20 protein-coding genes and 1 riboswitch are annotated in these 17,855 nt (G+C 69.2%); of the genes, 14 read left to right on the top strand and 6 right to left on the bottom strand.

The features are described from left to right. On the top strand, positions 1-576 hold a 576-nt coding region (locus tag G6045_RS05750; RefSeq protein ID WP_165330703.1), incomplete at its 5' end, for an RDD family protein. Positions 577-655: 79 nt separating this feature from the next. Here G6045_RS05750 and G6045_RS05745 read toward each other — a convergent pair. Further along, positions 656-949, bottom strand: coding sequence for a hypothetical protein (locus G6045_RS05745; protein WP_165330702.1), 294 nt, complete (start codon positions 947-949; stop codon positions 656-658). A 390-nt stretch (positions 950-1,339) separates the two neighbouring features. On the opposite strand from G6045_RS05745, the gene G6045_RS05740 reads away from it, so the two are divergent. After that, complete coding sequence (locus G6045_RS05740; protein WP_456243467.1) at positions 1,340-3,763, top strand: immune inhibitor A domain-containing protein; 2,424 nt, start codon at positions 1,340-1,342, stop codon at positions 3,761-3,763. A gap of 123 nt (positions 3,764-3,886) precedes the next feature. Continuing rightward, on the top strand, positions 3,887-4,222 hold the full coding sequence (locus tag G6045_RS05735; protein WP_165330700.1) for a hypothetical protein: 336 nt from the start codon (positions 3,887-3,889) through the stop codon (positions 4,220-4,222). Between the two features lie 51 nt (positions 4,223-4,273). Here the strand turns inward: G6045_RS05735 and G6045_RS05730 are convergent, their stop codons facing one another. Together G6045_RS05730 and G6045_RS05725 are read right to left on the bottom strand one after the other, a co-directional pair. Then, on the bottom strand, positions 4,274-4,861 hold the full coding sequence (locus tag G6045_RS05730) for an isochorismatase family protein (RefSeq protein WP_165330699.1): 588 nt from the start codon (positions 4,859-4,861) through the stop codon (positions 4,274-4,276). A 120-nt stretch (positions 4,862-4,981) separates the two neighbouring features. Beyond that, positions 4,982-6,310, bottom strand: coding sequence for a nicotinate phosphoribosyltransferase (locus tag G6045_RS05725; protein ID WP_165330698.1), 1,329 nt, complete (start codon positions 6,308-6,310; stop codon positions 4,982-4,984). Between the two features lie 110 nt (positions 6,311-6,420). On the opposite strand from G6045_RS05725, the gene clpS reads away from it, so the two are divergent. The 10 genes from clpS to G6045_RS05680 all read left to right on the top strand — a co-directional run bounded on the left by clpS (position 6,421) and on the right by G6045_RS05680 (position 13,957). Further along, positions 6,421-6,741: an ATP-dependent Clp protease adapter ClpS gene (gene clpS / locus G6045_RS05720; protein WP_165330697.1), complete on the top strand. Its 321-nt coding sequence runs from the start codon at positions 6,421-6,423 to the stop codon at positions 6,739-6,741. After that, positions 6,741-7,331 (top strand): DUF2017 domain-containing protein, encoded by a 591-nt coding sequence (locus G6045_RS05715; protein WP_165330696.1) that lies wholly within the window; start codon positions 6,741-6,743, stop codon positions 7,329-7,331. Before clpS ends, G6045_RS05715 begins: the two co-directional genes overlap by 1 nt. Before the next feature lie 388 nt (positions 7,332-7,719). Then, positions 7,720-9,192, top strand: a complete 1,473-nt coding sequence (locus G6045_RS05710; protein ID WP_165330695.1) for an amino acid permease — start codon at positions 7,720-7,722, stop codon at positions 9,190-9,192. A gap of 135 nt (positions 9,193-9,327) precedes the next feature. Then, entirely contained in the window at positions 9,328-9,750 is a 423-nt protein-coding gene (locus G6045_RS05705) for a Mov34/MPN/PAD-1 family protein (protein WP_165330694.1), read from the top strand. Beyond that, a riboswitch (cobalamin riboswitch) is annotated at positions 9,722-9,866 on the top strand. It overlaps the preceding gene by 29 nt. Before the next feature lie 37 nt (positions 9,867-9,903). Next, entirely contained in the window at positions 9,904-10,575 is a 672-nt protein-coding gene (locus G6045_RS05700; protein ID WP_165330693.1) for an ABC transporter substrate-binding protein, read from the top strand. Then, positions 10,572-11,594, top strand: a complete 1,023-nt coding sequence (locus G6045_RS05695; protein ID WP_165330692.1) for a FecCD family ABC transporter permease — start codon at positions 10,572-10,574, stop codon at positions 11,592-11,594. Before G6045_RS05700 ends, G6045_RS05695 begins: the two co-directional genes overlap by 4 nt. 20 nt (positions 11,595-11,614) lie before the next feature. Continuing rightward, on the top strand, positions 11,615-12,430 hold the full coding sequence (locus G6045_RS05690; protein WP_165330691.1) for an ABC transporter ATP-binding protein: 816 nt from the start codon (positions 11,615-11,617) through the stop codon (positions 12,428-12,430). A gap of 44 nt (positions 12,431-12,474) precedes the next feature. Beyond that, positions 12,475-12,576 carry a putative leader peptide gene (locus G6045_RS42130; RefSeq protein WP_328707661.1) on the top strand — a complete coding sequence of 34 codons (102 nt, stop codon included), beginning with the start codon at positions 12,475-12,477 and terminating at the stop codon, positions 12,574-12,576. A 152-nt stretch (positions 12,577-12,728) separates the two neighbouring features. After that, positions 12,729-13,007: a MoaD/ThiS family protein gene (locus G6045_RS05685; RefSeq protein WP_052578595.1), complete on the top strand. Its 279-nt coding sequence runs from the start codon at positions 12,729-12,731 to the stop codon at positions 13,005-13,007. Further along, positions 13,007-13,957: a PLP-dependent cysteine synthase family protein gene (locus G6045_RS05680; protein WP_165330690.1), complete on the top strand. Its 951-nt coding sequence runs from the start codon at positions 13,007-13,009 to the stop codon at positions 13,955-13,957. Before G6045_RS05685 ends, G6045_RS05680 begins: the two co-directional genes overlap by 1 nt. A gap of 7 nt (positions 13,958-13,964) precedes the next feature. Here G6045_RS05680 and G6045_RS05675 read toward each other — a convergent pair whose 3' ends face one another. Next, on the bottom strand, positions 13,965-14,420 hold the full coding sequence (locus G6045_RS05675; protein ID WP_165330689.1) for a type II toxin-antitoxin system PemK/MazF family toxin: 456 nt from the start codon (positions 14,418-14,420) through the stop codon (positions 13,965-13,967). Positions 14,421-14,619: 199 nt separating this feature from the next. Between G6045_RS05675 and G6045_RS05670 the strand changes: the two genes are divergently transcribed. After that, positions 14,620-15,372: an MBL fold metallo-hydrolase gene (locus G6045_RS05670; RefSeq protein WP_165330688.1), complete on the top strand. Its 753-nt coding sequence runs from the start codon at positions 14,620-14,622 to the stop codon at positions 15,370-15,372. Positions 15,373-15,414: 42 nt separating this feature from the next. Here G6045_RS05670 and G6045_RS05665 read toward each other — a convergent pair whose 3' ends face one another. After that, entirely contained in the window at positions 15,415-16,332 is a 918-nt protein-coding gene (locus G6045_RS05665; protein ID WP_165330687.1) for a DUF7916 family protein, read from the bottom strand. 92 nt (positions 16,333-16,424) lie between these two features. Beyond that, entirely contained in the window at positions 16,425-17,642 is a 1,218-nt protein-coding gene (locus G6045_RS05660) for a PTS transporter subunit EIIC (RefSeq protein ID WP_165330709.1), read from the bottom strand. Positions 17,643-17,855: the final 213 nt, after the last annotated feature.

The following is a 17,855-nucleotide window of genomic DNA, read 5'->3' as shown; positions in this document are numbered from 1 at the left end:
CCGTACAACACCCCGCCCCCGCCGCCTCCCCCCGGCGGCGGCGACCCGTACGGCTCAGGCGGAGCCGGTGGCGCCTTCGGCGGGTACGGCGGCGGCCCCGACCCGCTGCAGGGCATGCCCCCGCTCGCCGACATGGGCAAGCGCGTCGCGGCCCGGATCATCGACGCGCTGATCATCGGTATCCCGCTGGCCGTGATCCAGCTGCCGTTCCGCAAGGTCGAGACGGACACGGACGACCTCGGTGACGTGGTCAGCCAGAGCTACAGCGGCTCGTCCTTCATCTGGACGCTCATCGCCTGCGTGGCCTTCGTCGGCTACGAGTGGTTCATGGTCAAGAAGAACGGCCAGACCGTCGGCAAGAAGCTGATGAACCTGCGCGTGGCGAACCTCCAGGACGGCTCCACCCCCCAGTCCAACGCGGCGCTGATGCGCGGCGCCGTGCTCTGGCTGCCGGCGCTCCTGTGCTGCCCGTGTGTGTGGTGGCTGATCCTGATCGTGATGATGTCCGTCGACAAGCCGTACAAGCAGGGCCTGCACGACAAGGCCGCGAAGACGGTGGTGGTCAGCACCGTCTGACCGACGGGACGGCGAACACAGGCGGCGGGACCGTGCGCAGCGCACGGTCCCGCCGCCCACGTATGTCCGGAACGCTCGCTCAGTTGCGCAGGGAGTGCTCGCCGACGCGCGACTCGATCCGCACCTCGGCCCCGGTGTGCACACGCGGCAACGGCACGCGCTCCGCGCGGACTTCGGGTGCGCGGGCGGCCGCGGGCGCCGGGCGCGGCACCGGCACGGTCACCGCGACCAGGAGGCCGAGCCCCAGGGCGGCGACGGTGATGACGGCGACCCCGAGACCGGTACGGGTCTGGGAGAGCAGCAGCATGGCGAGCGTGGCGATCACGACCGTCACGGTTCCGTAGACGAGCTGTGCGGCAGTCGGACGCGGCATGGCGAACCGTCCTCTAGGAGGGTGCGGGGGTGTCGGTCGTGCGATCGGGCTGCTCGGGCAAAATCACCGTCAACTGACTCTATGACGACGGATTCCCTGCTGGAACGGCCAGTAAGCGTGACCTAACCCACGGTGCCGATGCATGGGGGGCGCACGGGCTCATTTCGTATCTCATGCGCTGAGATGGGCGCGCCGTACGGGCCCCGGAAAGTGTCCGGATAGTGCAACTCGCGCTGCAACTAACGTACTTGGGCGTCTGAAGTCAAGGTCTGTCTTTTCTCCCGTAACTCCGGTCGAATGTCGTCACTTGTGACGCGACACCGCGCGCGGATCGCTCCGATTCCGGACTCCCCATCCGCAGCCGCTGTCGCGGGGGAGGACAACACCCAAGTGAACAGTCAGACAGGCAGACGCCGTTCCATACGCGCGCTCGCCGTCGGTGTGGCCCTGGCCGCCACCGGAGCGATGTCGTACGGCACCGCTCAGGCCGAGGATCACATGCCGAGCGCCCCTTCGGGCGTGGAGCGTCATGACCCGGCACCGGGCAAGGAGCATGTCGACCACGACCTCGAGGGCCCGTTCAGCGAGCAGCAGGCCGCCGAGCGCCAGGCCGCTCTGCAGGAGGTCGTCTCGGGCGACGCGAAGGCCGAGACGCGTTCCGGCTCCAAGGTCGTGAAGCTGGACGACGGCAAGTACGTCGAGCTGGGCCGGCAGAAGACGGACAAGATCTTCACGATCCTGGTGGAGTTCGGCGACAAGGTCGACGACACCACGATGTTCGACCCGGACGGCGAGGGTCCCAAGCCGCCGGTCAAGAAGTTCGGCGGTACGCCGGGCCCGCAGCACAACGAGATCCCCGAGCCCGACCGTGGAGACGACAACTCCACGGACTGGATCGCGGACTTCAACCAGCAGCACTTCCAGGACCTGTACTTCGCGACCGGCAAGGACAAGGAGTCGGTCAAGAAGTACTACGAGAAGCAGTCCTCGGGCCGCTACTCGGTCGACGGCCAGGTCTCCGACTGGGTCAAGGTCGAGTACAACGAGGCCCGTTACGGCTCGAACTACTGCGGCTCCACCAACTGCGCCAACGTCTGGGACGTCGTCCGCGACGGCACCAACGCGTGGGCCGCGGACCAGAAGGCCGCCGGCAAGACCGACGCCGAGATCAAGGCCCTGCTCGCCGAGTACGACCAGTGGGACCGCTACGACTTCGACGCCGACGGCAACTTCAACGAGCGCGACGGCTACATCGACCACTTCCAGATCGTGCACGCCGGTGAGGACGAGTCCGCGGGCGGCGGCGCCGAGGGCACCAACGCCATCTGGGCGCACCGCTGGTACGCGTACGGCACGGACGCAGGCCGCACCGGCCCGTCCGAGAACAGGGCCGGCGGCACGCAGATCGGTGACACCGGGGTCTGGGTCGGCGACTACACCGTGCAGCCGGAGAACGGCGGCCTCGGCGTCTTCGCTCACGAGTACGGCCACGACCTGGGTCTGCCGGACCTGTACGACACCTCCGGCGGCGGCGAGAACTCCACCGCGTACTGGTCGCTGATGTCGTCCGGTTCGTGGCTCGGCGAGGGCAAGGAGTCGATCGGCGATCTGCCGGGCGACATGACCGCCTGGGACAAGCTGCAGCTGGGCTGGCTGGACTACGACGTGGCCAAGGCCGGCACGAAGTCCACGCACAAGCTGGGTGTCGCGGAGTACAACACCGCCAACCCGCAGGCGCTGGTCGTCGAACTGCCGAAGAAGGAAGTCACGACCCCGGTCGTGAAGCCCGCCAACGGCGCCAAGCAGTGGTGGTCCGGTCGCGGTGACGACCTCAAGAACACCCTGACCCGCTCGGTCGACCTGACCGGCAAGTCCAAGGCGAGCCTGGAGCTTTCGGGCTGGTGGGACATCGAGCAGGACTACGACTACGCGTACGCCGAGGTCTCCACGGACGGCGGCGCCAGCTACACGCCGGTCGACGGCACCGCCGACGGCGCGGCGCTCCCGCGCGACGCCTCCGGCGCCCCGGCCCTGACCGGCGCTTCGGGTGCGTACAAGAAGCTCGTGTACTCGCTCGACGCCTACGCGGGCCAGAAGATCGACCTGCGCTTCCGCTACCAGACGGACGGCGGCGTCAACATGGTCGGCTTCGCGGCCGACGACATCTCCGTCGTGGCCGACGGCACCGCCCTGTTCACGGACGGCGCCGAGGGCGACGACAACGGCTGGACGCCCAAGGGCTTCTCGCGCGTCGGCGAGTCGATCACCAACGACTACGACCAGTTCTACATCGCCGAGAACCGCCAGTACGTGTCGTACGACAAGACCCTCAAGACCGGCCCGTACAACTTCGGCTGGGCGACCACCCGGGAGAACTGGGTCGAGCACTTCCCGTACCAGAAGGGCCTGTTGATCTGGAAGTGGGACACCTCGCAGCCGGACAACAACACCTCGGTGCACCCGGGTGAGGGTCTGATCCTGCCGGTGGACGCGCACCCGAAGGCCGAGCGCTGGACCGAGGACCTCGACAAGGTCCCCGGCAAGGACCTGATGCGCAACCGCATCCAGTCCTACGACTCGACCTTCAGCTGGCTCCCGGCGCAGGGCTTCACGCTGCACCGCAACGGTGTCGCGGCGAAGATCAACTGGAAGCTGGGCGTCCCGGTCTTCGACGACGGGCGCCACTCGTACTACGACGAGGCGAACCCCTTCGGCGGTGTCAAGATCACTGACACCAACACGAAGATCACGATCGTCGACCAGCCGCTGAGCGGCTCGACGATGACCGTGAAGGTCGGGCCTTCCTCGAAGTAATCCGTTAAACCGCAGGTCACAGTACGTTCGGCCGTCGCCCTCTAGCGGGCGGCGGCCGAACGTGCTTTTGTGCTTGCTGTGCGGTTCTTATTGACAGGGCGTCTCACGGGGGAGTGATTCTGGATGGCTGGTGGCGGATTCTGCAGACTTCCGGGCGGCGATGTGGTCGTGGCTCTGGACCTGCCGAACCCTTGTCCCAGCGGGGCTCCGGGGGTACGGGTCGTGGTCCACGCGGCGAACCGCGCCCGGGCTCTGACCCGGCTGCGCAACCTCGGGCTGCGCGCGATCTACCTGCGCGGGAACACCGCGCCGCCCACCCCGGACGAGATCACGGCGGTCCTGCACCATCCGGACGGCCTGATATGGCGGGGCGCTCCCGACACGGCCGAGGAGCTGTGGCACCCGATCAGGGCGCTCCTGAGGACCATGACGCCGCAGACGACCCGGTACGTGGTCTAGCCGCGCCGGCCCAGGGCCGGGCGCCGCGCGCCTCAGGGCCGGGCTCAGGCTCTAGACGACCGGCTTGCCCGACAGCTCCACGCCGGCGGCGCGGAGCTCCTCCAGAGCCCGCTCCGTGCTGTCCTTCGCGACCCCGGCCGTGAGGTCGAGCAGGACCTGGGTGCGAAAGCCCTCGCGGGCGGCGTCCAGGGCCGTGGCCCGTACGCAGTGGTCCGTGGCGATCCCGACGACGTCGACCTCGGTGACCTCGCGGTCGCGCAGCCAGTCGGCGAGCGTCACACCGTTCTCGTCCGCGCCTTCGAAGCCGCTGTACGCGGCCGCGTGGGCGCCCTTGTCGAAGACCGCGTCGACGGCGCCGGAGGCGACGGCCGGGGCGAAGTTCGGATGGAAGCCGACGCCCTCGGTGCCGGCCACGCAGTGCGCCGGCCAGGAGTCACGGAAGTCCGGGTGCTCCGAGAAGTGGCCGCCCGGCTCGATGTGGTGGTCACGGGTGGCGACCACATGCTGGTAGCACGGCCCGCCGGTCTCGCCGATCAGGTCGGTGATCGCGGCGGCCACGTCGGCGCCGCCGGCCACGGCGAGGCTGCCGCCCTCGCAGAAGTCGTTCTGCACATCCACGACGATCAAGGCGCGGCGCATCATCCCTGTCCTTCGTTTGTCGGCGGTCGTCGACTCGGCCGTTCCGACCGAGAGTAGAGACTTCAAGTCCGTTGCGGGAGAGGGCGTTTGGGGGTCCGCGCCCTCCGGGTCACCTGTCGGTCACACGTACTCGGTGGGGATGACCGCCTCGCCGCGCGAGAGCTGGGTCGCGGAAAGCGGCAGTCCCGCGCGGGCGGCCGCGTGCCGGTCCCGTACGACGTCGAGCGACTCGCGGCCGAGCACCTCGCCGCCCTTGACCAGTTCGACCTGCAACTGCCGGCCGGCGAGGTCGGCCGGCACCGCACCCGTGCCGATCACCTCGGCCTCGACGACACCGTCCTCGTCGACGCGGCGCGCGGCCCACTTGCGGCCGCCCATCGAGGACTTGGCGCCGAGCGACTTCTTCGCGACGGGCACCAGCGGGGCATGTTCGTCGGCGGACTCGGCGCGGGCGACGAGCTTGTAGACCATCGAGCAGGTGGGGTGCCCGGAGCCGGTCACCAGCTGGGTGCCGACCCCGTAGGCGTCCACGGGCGCGGCGGCGAGCGAGGCGATCGCGTACTCGTCGAGATCGCTGGTCACCACGATCTTCGTACGGGCGGCCCCGAGCTCGTCGAGCTGCTGACGCACCCGGTGGGCGACGAGCAGCAGGTCACCGGAGTCGATCCGGACGGCTCCGAGCTCGGGCCCGGCGATCTCCACCGCGAGCCGTACGGCCTCGGTCACGTCGTAGGTGTCGACGAGCAGCGTGGTGCCGCGCCCGAGCGAGTCCACCTGGGCGGTGAAGGCGTCGCGCTCGTTGTCGTGCAGGAGCGTGAAGGCGTGCGCGGAGGTGCCGACCGTGGGGATCCCGTAGCGGAAGCCGGCGGCGAGATCCGAGGTCGAGTTGAAGCCGCCGATGTAGGCGGCCCGGGACGAGGCGACGGCGGCCAGCTCGTGCGTGCGGCGCGCGCCCATCTCGATCAGCGCCCGCTCACCGGCGGCCGCGGACATCCGCGAGGCGGCCGCGGCGATGGCGGAGTCGTGGTTGAGGATCGACAGGATCACGGTCTCGAGCAGCACGCACTCGGCGAAGGAGCCCTCGACGCGCAGGATGGGCGAGCCCGGGAAGTACACCTCGCCCTCGGGGTAACCCCAGATGTCCCCGCGGAAGCGGTAGTCCGCGAGCCATTCGAGGGTCGGCTCGTCGACGATGTTCCGCTCGCGCAGGAAGTCCAGGACGCCCGCGTCGAACCGGAAGTTCTCCACGGCGTCGAGCACCCGCCCGGTCCCCGCGACGACGCCGTAGCGCCGCCCCTCGGGCAGCCGCCGCGTGAAGGCCTCGAAGACCGAGCGCCGCTCGGCCGTACCGGCCTTCAGCGCGGCCTGCAGCATCGTCAGCTCGTACTGGTCGGTGAAGAGCGCCGTCGAGGGAACATCCACCGGCAGCCCAAGGTCCGCTGTGTTCATATGCGGGATCGTACTCCCATCTCGTCACTTTGACGATTTCGGCTGGGCCGTCGGTGGCCAGGCCCGGGTGGAGGGGCCCCTTTATGCACCGCGAGGCTCCAAGTGGCAGCATGGGACAAGTGAGTGTGGCTCCGGATGTGGCTCCAGCAGAGATCACCAACCCCGCCGACGAAAAGTCGGCGGTGGTCGAGCCCGACGTTCCCTGGGTGACGATCGTCCACAACGACCCCGTGAACCTGATGAGCTACGTCACGTACGTGTTCCAGGCCTACTTCGGCTACTCCAAGGACAAGGCCCACAAGCTGATGATGGACGTCCACCACAAGGGCCGCGCCGTCGTCTCCAGCGGTTCCCGCGAGGAGATGGAGCGCGATGTGCAGGCGATGCACGGCTACGGCCTGTGGGCGACGCTGAGCCAGGACCGCAACTGATGGCCGGCATGTTCGAGCCCGTACCCGGCGGCGGCGCGGCCGTCGCGCTCGACGAGGTCGAGGTCTCCATCCTGCGCTCCCTGGCCGTACAGCTCCTCGAGCTGATCGGCCCGGGCCCCGGCGGCGAGCAGGACCCCGACCCGCTGGCCGAACTGTTCGCCGACGGCCCGAGCGAGCCGCCGAGCGACCCCGTACTGCAGCGGCTCTTCCCGGACGCGTACGGCGATCCCGAAGCCGTGCCGGACGATCAACTCAAGGCCTACTCGGCCGAGTTCCGGCGCTTCACCGAGAACGACCTGCGCGCGGGCAAGCGCGACAACGCCCTCGTGGTCGTCCGCGGCCTCGACGCGCTCTCCCTCGACGGCGAGGGCGGCGCGGTCCTCAAGCTGACCCCGGACGAGTCGAAGCAGTGGCTCGGCGCCCTCAACGATCTGCGGCTCGCGATCGCCTCGCGCCTCGATGTGATCAGCGAAGAGGACACCGACCTCCTCTACCGGCTGCCGGACAGCGATCCGCGCAAGCCGATGGTGATGGCGTACCTGTGGCTCGGTGGGCTGCAGGAGACGCTCGTCGAGACGTTGATGGGCTAGGAGCCCCAGCGATGGGCTAGGAGACCCAGCGCTCACCCTCGCGGAACGGTCGCCTCCGTCTGAGACCCCCGCGTGATGTTCGTTCGCTCAACGGACACTCAAATCCGGATAACGATCACGTCACCATGGCGCGGCCCTTTGGTGCGCCCAGGGACTAATGTCCCCTTCTTCCTGTGGTGTCCGCCACAAAGGTCTTGTTTGGCCCCACTTGTGCGCGTGATAAATGTTCACGACCACCTGCCGGGACGCCACCCATGTGCCCGGCAGGGGCGCCCCACCGGCAGACCGCCGGCAGGCACAGCTCCATCCACATCCGGGGGGATCGGGACCCGATCCGGGCACGTACCGCACGTACTGCACGGGTCGGCATGGAGAAAGGCGCACCAACATGACCTCAGTGCAGGTCGACAAGAACGACGGACACGGCCGGCCTGACGGAAATGGTGCCGTGGCGGACGGCGAGAGCACGTCCGCGGAGGGTTACCAGCGAGGTCTGGGAGCCCGGCAGATCCAGATGATCGCGATCGGCGGCGCCATCGGCACCGGCCTGTTCCTCGGCGCGGGCAAGGGCATCCACAAGGCGGGGCCCAGCCTGATCCTCGCGTACGCCATCGCGGGCCTGGTGATCTTCTTCATCATGCGCGCGCTCGGCGAGCTCCTCATGTACCGCCCGGTGTCGGGCTCCTTCTCGGAGTACGCGCGGGAGTTCATCGGCTCGTTCGCGGGCTTCGTGACCGGCTGGACGTACTGGCTCTTCTGGGTCGTCACCGGCATCACCGAGGTGACCGCGGCCTCCGCGTACATGCAGTACTGGACCAAGAACGCCGACGGCTGGCTCGATCAGCCGCAATGGGTGTTCGCGCTGCTCTTCACGGTCATCTTGTTCGGCGCGAACCTGATCTCGGTGAAGCTCTTCGGTGAGCTGGAGTTCTGGTTCTCGATGGTCAAGGTCACCGCCATCATCGGCATGATCCTGATCTGCGCCGGCATCCTCACCATCGGCTTCTCCGACGCCGGTGACACCGCTTCGGTCGGCATGCTCTGGAACCAGGGCGGCTTCTTCCCGAACGGCATCGGCTCCACCCTGATGACCCTGCAGATGGTCATGTTCGCCTTCCTCGCCGTCGAGCTGGTCGGTGTGACCGCGGGCGAGTCCAAGGACCCGAAGACCGTCCTGCCCAAGGCGATCAACACCGTGCCGTGGCGTATCGCCGTCTTCTACGTCGGCGCGCTGATCATGATCCTGTCGGTCGTGCCGTGGACCCACTTCCAGCCCGGAGTCAGCCCGTTCGTGGCCGCCTTCGAGAAGATGGGCCTGGGCGTCGGCGCCGCGATCGTGAACTTCGTGGTGCTCACCGCGGCCCTGTCCTCCTGCAACTCGGGCATGTACTCCACCGGCCGCATGCTGCGCGACCTCGCGCTCAACGGCCAGGGCCCGAAGTTCTTCACCAAGCTGACGAAGAACGGTCTGCCGCTGGCCGGTACCTCGTTCTCCGCCGCTCTGATGCTGATCGGCGTCTACATCAACTACGAGTGGCCGGGCGAGGCGTTCAACTACGTCGTCTCCTTCGCGACCATCTCCGGCATGTGGGCCTGGATCATGATCCTGATCAGCCAGATCCGCTACCGCGCCAAGGCCGACCGCGGCGAGCTGCCGCAGTCCTCCTTCAAGGCCCCCGGTGCCCCGTACACCAGCTGGTTCGCGCTCGCCTTCATCTTCATGGTGATCGTGCTCATGGGCATCGACAAGGACGCGCGGATCTCGCTGTACGCGGCTCCGCTCTGGGCGCTGATCCTCTTCATCGGCTACCAGTTCATCCAGCGCAAGAACGCCAAGCAGCTGGAGGACGTCAAGAGCTAGACCCTTCCTGGGGACGGCCGTTTCCTGCCGGGCGGCCGTCTCACGGGAGTGTCTTTCGTACGTGTCTCACGTACGCGTCTCACCAGGTGGGCCAGGGATCTCGAATCCCTGGCCCACCTGCTTATGCTCAGCGGCATGCTGACCATCACCCAGGCCCTGTACGACCAGATCGTCGCGCACGCCCGCGAGGACCACCCCGACGAGGCCTGCGGTGTCGTCGCCGGGCCGGTCGGCGAGGGGCGCCCCGAGCGGTTCATCCCGATGCTGAACGCGGCCCGCTCGCCCACGTTCTACGAGTTCGACTCGGGCGATCTGCTCAAGCTCTACCGCGAGATGGACGACCGCGACGAGGAGCCGGTGATCGTCTACCACTCGCACACGGCGACCGAGGCCTACCCGTCCCGTACCGACATCACGTACGCGAACGAGCCCGGCGCCCACTACGTGCTGGTGTCCACGGCGGACGCGGACGGTGCGGGGGAGTTCCAGTTCCGCTCGTACCGGATCGTCGAGGGCGAGGTCACCGAGGAAGAGGTCGAGGTCGTACAGGCATACTGATCCCCGACCTTGGGCTGCAGGATCCAGGAACCCGGTGAGAATCCGGGACGGTCCCGCCACTGTGACCGGCCATCGCGGCCGGAGAGTCAGGAACTGACCTGCTGCCTTCTTCCACCGACTGGGGACGCGGAAATCCCCGGAGGAGGCCTGGCCATGTCCTGGCTCACAGCCGCACGCGCTTCTGTTCGTACGCGTGCTCTCACCGCCCTCGCCCTGCTGGTCCCGCTCGCCGCGTGCTCCCCGGCCGCCGATTCCGCGAAGCCGCGGGCGACCGCCGCCGGATTCCCGTACACCGTGACGAACTGCGGAGTGAAGACCACCTTCACCGCACCGCCCGAGCGCGCCGTCACCATGAACCAGCACGTCACCGAGGTGATGCTGGAGCTCGGCCTGAAGGACCGGATCGCCGGCACCGCCTACCTCGACGACGCCGTCCTGCCCGAGTACGCGAAGGACTACGAGTCCCGGCCGGTGCTCGCCGACGAGTACCCCTCGTACGAGAAGCTCCTGTCCGCCAACAACGAGATCATCACCCGGGCCGGCGGCCGCAACGTCTTCGCCGACCTGGACAAGTCCTTCGGCGACGCGTCCTGGGAGAACGTGGTCGAGCGGGCCCCCGAGGTCATCGTGATCTACGACTACGGCGCGCAGACCGTCGCCCAGAAGAAGAAGCGGCTCCTCGAGGACCCGGCCCTCGCGGACGTACCGGCGATCAAGAACAAGCGGTTCGCCGTCCTGCCCCTGTCCGACGCGGTCCTCGGTGTCCGCGCCCCCGCCGCGGTGGAGAAGCTCGCCGAGCAGCTCCACCCGGACGTGGCGCGGTGAGGCGCGGCTACGTCCTGGTGGTGAGCGCCCTGACCGCGGCCCTGGTGGTGGCCGCCGTCGCCGGGCTCGCGCTCGGGCCGGTGCGGATCGCGCCGGCCGAGGTCGTACGGATCCTCACGGGCGGCGCGGAAGCGAGCCCGCTGCGCACGATCGTGCTCGACGTACGGCTGCCCCGGGTGCTGCTCGGCGCGGTCATCGGGGCCGGGCTCGCGGTCATCGGCACCGTATTGCAGGCGCTGGTACGCAACCCGCTCGCCGACCCGTTCCTGCTCGGAGTCTCCTCGGGGGCGTCGGCGGGCGCGGTGGCCGTGATCGTGCTCGGGATCGGCGCGGGCGCCGCGATGTCCGTCACCATCCCGGCCGCCGCCTTCGCGGGCGCGATGGCCTCGCTGGCCCTCGTCTACGTCCTGGCGCGCGGCCGGGGCGGCGCCATGACCGGGGCGCGGCTCGTGCTCGCGGGCGTGGCCGTCGCGTACATCCTGTCCGCCCTGACCAGCCTGCTCCTGGTCACGTCCGCCGACGCCAACCACATCCAGGAGGTCCTCTACTGGACCCTCGGCGGCCTCGGCAGCGCCCGCTGGGACATGCTCGCGCTGCCCGCCGCGACCCTGGTCATCGGCACCCTGATCCTGCTCGCGCTCGCCCGGCCGCTCGACCTGCTGCTCGCGGGCGAGGAGGGCGCGACCGTGCTGGGCCTGGACACGAGCCGCTTCCGCGCCGCCGTGTTCGTCCTCACCTCGCTGCTCACCGGGGCGGCCGTCGCGTACAGCGGGGCCATCGGCTTCGTCGGTCTGATGGTGCCGCACGCCGCCCGCATGGTGGTCGGCGCGAGCCACCGCAGGCTGCTGCCCGTGGCCGCGCTCGGCGGCGCGGTGTTCCTGGTCGCCGCCGACCTCGCGGCCCGTACGGTCGCGGCGCCCCAGGACATCCCGGTCGGCGTGCTCACCGCGCTGACCGGCGGACCGTTCTTCCTGTGGCTGCTGCACCGCGGCCGCTCTGCCGAAGGGGTGGGCGCGTGATGCCCTCGTACGGAACAGGTATGCCGCTCCAGGTGGAGTCGCTCTCGTACGCGACCGGCGGCCGCACCCTCGTCGACGCCGTCACCCTGCACGCGGCCGCGGGCGAGACCGTCGGGCTCGTCGGTCCGAACGGCAGCGGCAAGACGACCCTGCTCCGCTGCGTGTACGGGACGCTGCGGGCGAGCGCGGGCAGGGTGCTCGTCGACGGCGCGGAGCTCACCGGCGCCAAGGAGCGCGCCCGGCGCATCGCCACCGTCCCGCAGGACGGGCAGACCGGCTTCGAGCTGACCGTACGGGAGGTGGTGGCCATGGGCCGCTCCCCGCACAAACGGTTCTGGGAGCCGGACACCGCCGCCGACGAACGGCTCGTCACCGAGGCACTGGCCCGCGTGGGCGTGCTCGATCTGGCCGAGCGCGCCTTCCCCGGCCTGTCCGGCGGCGAACGCCAACGGGCCCTGGTCGCCCGGGCGTTGGTGCAGCAGCCCGGTCTGCTCGTGCTCGACGAGCCCACCAACCACCTCGACATCCGCTACCAACTGGACATCCTCACGCTCGTCCGCGGCCTCGGCACCACCAACCTGCTCGCCCTGCACGACCTCAACCTGGCCGCGTACTTCTGCGACCGGCTCTACGTGCTGCACGGCGGGGCGGTCGTCGCCTCGGGGCCGCCCGCCGACGTGCTCACCGCCGGGCTGCTCGCCGAGGTCTACGGAGTGAGCGCCGACGTGGGCGTGCACCCGGCCACGGGGGCGCCGACGGTCACGTATCTGCCGGGCCCGGAGACGGCCACCGCCCTGTCGCGTCCAGCCGGTGAACGAAAATCATCCACTATCTGAGATCACACTCCGGGATACGGGCCGGGAATCGATACGATGACCGCATGGTTCAACACGACGTGAGTGACAAGACGCCGGGCATGCTGCTCGTGGCGCGCCTTCACGTCGACCTGTGCAGGCTGAACAGCGCCATCTGTCCACGCTGACTCCTGCCGCCGACCCCTGCCGCAGCAGGGGGCCGCGAGCCGCCGCACGAAAGGCGCGGCCCCCGGCAGACGGCGACTCCTCCGCGTACCACCGCATTCCGCGCGCGGGCCCGCGCGCACCCACACTTCCGTATCCGACAGGAGCCGCAGCCATGGCCATCGAGGTCCGCATCCCGACCATCCTCCGCACCTACACCGACGGCGAGAAGGCCGTGCAGGGCAGCGGGGACACCCTCGCCGAGCTCTTCACCGACCTCGATTCCCGGCACTCGGGCATCGAGGCCCGCATCGTGGACGAGGGCAAGCTGCGCCGCTTCGTGAACGTGTACCTGAACGACGAGGACGTCCGCTTCCTGGACGGCATCTCCACCAAGCTCGCCGACGGCGACAGCGTCACGATCCTTCCGGCCGTGGCCGGCGGCTCGGTCTGATGCGGTACGACTCCCCGCTGGCCGCGGTGGGCAACACCCCTCTGGTGCGCCTGCCGCGGCTCTCGCCGTCGGACGACGTCCGCATCTGGGCCAAGCTCGAGGACCGCAACCCGACCGGTTCCGTCAAGGACCGGCCCGCGCTGCACATGATCGAACAGGCCGAGAAGGACGGCCGGTTGACGCCCGGCTGCACCATCCTCGAGCCGACCAGCGGCAACACGGGCATCTCGCTCGCGATGGCCGCGCGCCTCAAGGGCTACCGCATCGTCTGCGTGATGCCGGAGAACACCTCGTCCGAGCGCCGTGAACTGCTCGCCATGTGGGGCGCGGAGATCATCTCCTCGCCCGCCGCGGGCGGCTCCAACACGGCGGTACGGGTGGCCAAGGAGCTCTCCGCGGAGCACCCGGACTGGGTGATGCTCTACCAGTACGGCAACCCGGACAACGCGGGCGCGCACTACTCGACGACGGGCCCGGAGATCCTCGCCGACCTGCCGTCCATCACGCACTTCGTCGCGGGCCTGGGCACCACCGGCACCCTCATGGGCGTCGGCCGCTACCTGCGCGAGAACAAGCCGGACGTCTCGATCGTCGCCGCCGAACCGCGCTACGACGACCTGGTCTACGGCCTGCGCAACCTCGACGAGGGCTTCATCCCCGAGCTCTACGACGAGAAGGTCCTCACCACCCGCTTCTCCGTCGGCTCGGCGGACGCGGTGACCCGTACCCGTGAACTCCTCCAGGAGGAGGGCATCTTCGCGGGCGTCTCGACGGGCGCGGCACTCCACGCGGCGATCGGCGTAGGCAAGAAGGCGGTCAAGGCCGGACAGCCGGCCGACATCGCGTTCGTGGTCGCGGACGGCGGCTGGAAGTACCTGTCGACGGGCATCTACACGGCTTCCTCCACGGAGGAGGCCATCGCATTGCTGCAGGGCCAGCTCTGGGCGTAGCTCTTCGTCAACTGTGCAGGTGGCGGACCTGGTCCCACAGGATCGGGTCCACCACACCCACCCGGCGCCGGAACGCCCACACCGGTACGGACCGCAGCTCATCCGTCTCCAGGAAGCTCGGCCGCCCCTGCGCATCGCCCACCGCACCGGGCGGCAGCGGAATCACGCCGGCCCGCTCGTCGTGGTACTTGCTGGTGATCTTGACGACGACCGCGTTCTTGCCGCGCATCTCCAGGACCAGGCACGGCCGGTCCTTCGATCCGGGCCCGTCCTCGTAGGGGACATCCGCCCACCAGATCTCCGCAGGCTGCGGCTTACGGCCCGAAACCCGGCCCCGCGGCCGCCCAGGCGGCCGACGCCCGCCCCCGGGGCGGCTGCGCGACCGCGCCCGGCCGTCCACCACCGCGGCGACCAGCGCAATCGCGACCACGGCGGCCAGAGCGAGCCACCAGGACGTGTCCATGGGCATGAATGTACCGGCGAGGGCGACGCGCGGCGCGCCGGGAGCGGATCCATCCGAACCGGTGACAGGGCAGGTGAGTTGCCCCACAACGGCCCATGACGCAGGGGCGACGCGCTCTTTTGCGCCTTACGCTCAACGAACCGCACGACCCCCGTCATGCCCCGCGTCATGCCCTGCCAGCACGGAGGTTCCCGTCTCCATGAAGCTCACCGTCGTCGGCTGCTCGGGGTCGTTTCCGTCCGCGGAATCGGCCTGCTCGAGCTACCTCGTCGAGGCCGACGGCTTCCGGCTGCTCCTCGACATGGGCAACGGTGCCCTGGGCGAGCTGCAGCGCCACTGCGGTCTGTACGACCTCGACGCCATCTTCCTCAGCCATCTGCACCCCGACCACTGCATCGACATGTGCGCGTACTTCGTCGCGCGCTACTACCGCCACGAAGGCGGCCGCTGCGATGCCATCCCCGTCTTCGCCCCCGAGGGCGCCGAACACCGCCTGACCACGGCGTACGGCGACAGCCCCTCGTCCTCGGCGATGGGCGAGGTCTTCGACTTCCACACCCTCAAGTCCGGCTCGTTCGAGATCGGCCCGTTCTCCGTACGTACGGAGAAGGTCGCCCACCCCGTGGAGGCGTACGCGATCCGTCTCGAGCACGAGGGCCGCTCACTCGTCTACTCCGGCGACACCGGCGCCTGCGACCAGCTCGACGAACTGGCCACCGGCACCGACCTCTACCTGTGCGAGGCCTCCTTCATCCACGGCAAGGAGAACATCCCCGACCTCCACCTCAACGGCCGCGAGGCGGGCGAGAGCGCGACGCGCGCCGGAGCGGGCCGCCTGGTCCTCACCCACATCCCGCCGTGGACGGACGCACAGATCAACCTCGAGGACGCCCGGGGGACGTTCGACGGCCCTGTCGAGCTGGCGCGCTCCGGGGCCGTCTACGAGATCTGATCCGACCAGGATCCGACCGGGATCCGACCGGGATCCGAACCGTCAGGACCCTGCCGGTCCGCCGCTCCTGGGGCGGCGGCCGGACAGGGCCATCCGGTTCCAGGTGTGCCGGCGGCCGCGGATCGCCACCGAGTACGCGTACAGAAGCTCCGGGTCGCACATGCCGGGGATGTACGAGTCACCGAAGTGGTGCGCGTCGAAGCCGATCTCCTTGGCGTTCAGGGCCAGTTGGGGCACCACGTTGGCGTGACTGCCCTCCTGGCTCGTACCGATGGCGCCCATCACGATCGCGCCCGCGTCCTGCACGGCAGCGACCCCTTCGGCGGCCAGCTCCCTGGTGACCCCGGGCATCGTGCCGGGCAGCGGCATGACCACACCGTCGGCGCCCGCGTCGACCAGCGCGGTCAGCTTCGGGACGGTGACCCGCTCGACGTGCCCGGCGTGGTGCATCTTGCCGCTCCACAGCGCCGCGTCGTCCCCGAGCCCCTTGCGCAGCTCCTCGGTCACCCGGGCCATGCCCTCGAAGGAGCCCCCGGTGCCGGGGTTCGCGGTGATGCAGAGCATCGCGGCACCCATGTCGATCAGCTTCTTGGCGTGCTCGGGCTTGGCCCGGCGGATCTCCGGTACGTCACCGGGCTCCAGGTTGATGCCGATCGGGCGCCCGATGACCTGCGCGAGCTCGGTGAACGAGGTGAACTCGCCGAGTCCGGGCAGCGTCAGCTTCTCGCCGTCCCAGGCGCGCTCGATCAGGTTCAGTACGACGATGTCGGCGCCGAACGCGGAGACGAGCTCCATGTTGTGCACACCGCGCCCGCCGGGGTTCGGGATCATCGCGGCGCGCTCGGCGAACACCTCGCCGACCATGGTGCGGCCCTCCGCGGCGGCCACGGCGGCGGTGAGTTCGCGGCCCCTGAGGGCGCAGAGCTGGTCGCGGTCGAGGTCGAGGATGCGTGTCGTCATACCACCCAACGTATCGGTAGGAAATGGGCAAAGCCCCCGACCGTTGGTAACAACGGCCGGGGGCTTTGGTCCCGTTCAGGTAGGGCTGAGGCTTACTTCGCCTCGGCCTTGAGGAGCTCGGCGAGCTCCTCGTCGGACTCGCGGCCCGGGGTCGGGATGTTGAACTTGGTGATCGCGAACCGGAAGATGAAGTAGTAGACCACCGCGAAGCAGAGGCCGATTCCGGCCAGACCCCACGGGTTGTCCGCGATGCCCAGGTTCAGGAAGAAGTCGACCGCACCGGCGGAGAAGCCGAAGCCGTCGCGCATGCCGAGGGCCCAGGTGAGCGCCATCGAGACACCGGTGAGGACCGCGTGGATCGCGTACAGGACCGGCGCGATGAACATGAAGGTGAACTCGATCGGCTCGGTGACACCGGTGACGAACGCGGTGAGAGCGAGCGAGAACATCATGCCGCCGACGACCTTGCGGCGCTCGGGGCGAGCGGCGTGGGTGATTGCGAGGCAGGCCGCCGGGAGGGCGAACATCATGATCGGGAAGAAGCCGGTCATGAACTGGCCGGCGGTCGGGTCACCGTGCAGGAAGCGGGCGATGTCACCGGAGTACGTCGCGCCGTCGACCTGGAAGCTGCCGGCCTGGAACCACGGGAAGGAGTTCAGGAGGTGGTGCATGCCGATCGGGATCAGCGCGCGGTTGGCGACACCGAAGATGCCCGCACCGACGGAGCCGGAACCGACGAGCCACTCACCGAAGTTGTGCAGACCGGTACCGAGGACCGGCCAGATCAGACCGAAGACGATGCCGATGAGCAGACCCGCGAAGGCCGACAGGATCGGGACGAGACGGCGGCCGCCGAAGAAGCCCGCCCAGTCGGGGAGCTTGGTCCGGTAGAACTTCTGGTACAGCAGGGCGACGACGACACCCATGATCACGCCGCCGAGCACACCGGCGTTGACCGGCGCCTCGTTCATGACGATCTTGCCGTCGACGACCGCGGCGACCCTCGGCAGGTTGCTGTCGGTGAAGGTGGAGAGCACCTTCTGGAAGACGAGGTAACCGGTGACGGCCGCCAGGGCCGTGGAGCCGTCCGACTTCTTGGCGAAGCCGATGGCGATACCGACCGCGAACAGCAGCGGCATGTTGTCGAGCAGCGCGCCACCACCGGCGGCCATGTAGCTCGCGAGCTTGTTCCAGCCGAGGCCGTCAGCGCCGAGCATGTCGGCCTGGCCGAAGCGGAGCAGGAGCGCTCCGGCGGGCAGGACCGCGACGGGCAGCATCAGGCTGCGGCCGATGCGCTGCATGACAGCCATCGCGCCGGAGCCCTTCTTCGCCGCGGGGGCGGCAGCCGTGGACACAACTTCCTCCAGTGGGCATGACGCCGCCTTGGAACAGGGAAGTTTGGGGACGGCGACGTCGCTCAGAAGACGCGGACCGATCGGCCGCGTGGTCTACACCAGTTAGTGGTGTAGACCAGTTGTAACACGGTGAAGACCAGATAAGGAACCTCCGGTTCCAGTGGCCTG

This window comes from Streptomyces mesophilus (assembly GCF_011044995.1).
Taxonomy (GTDB): domain Bacteria; phylum Actinomycetota; class Actinomycetes; order Streptomycetales; family Streptomycetaceae; genus Streptomyces; species Streptomyces mesophilus.
Note: the sequence above shows the minus strand (reverse complement) of the source record. Positions and strands in the feature narration are given on the sequence as shown.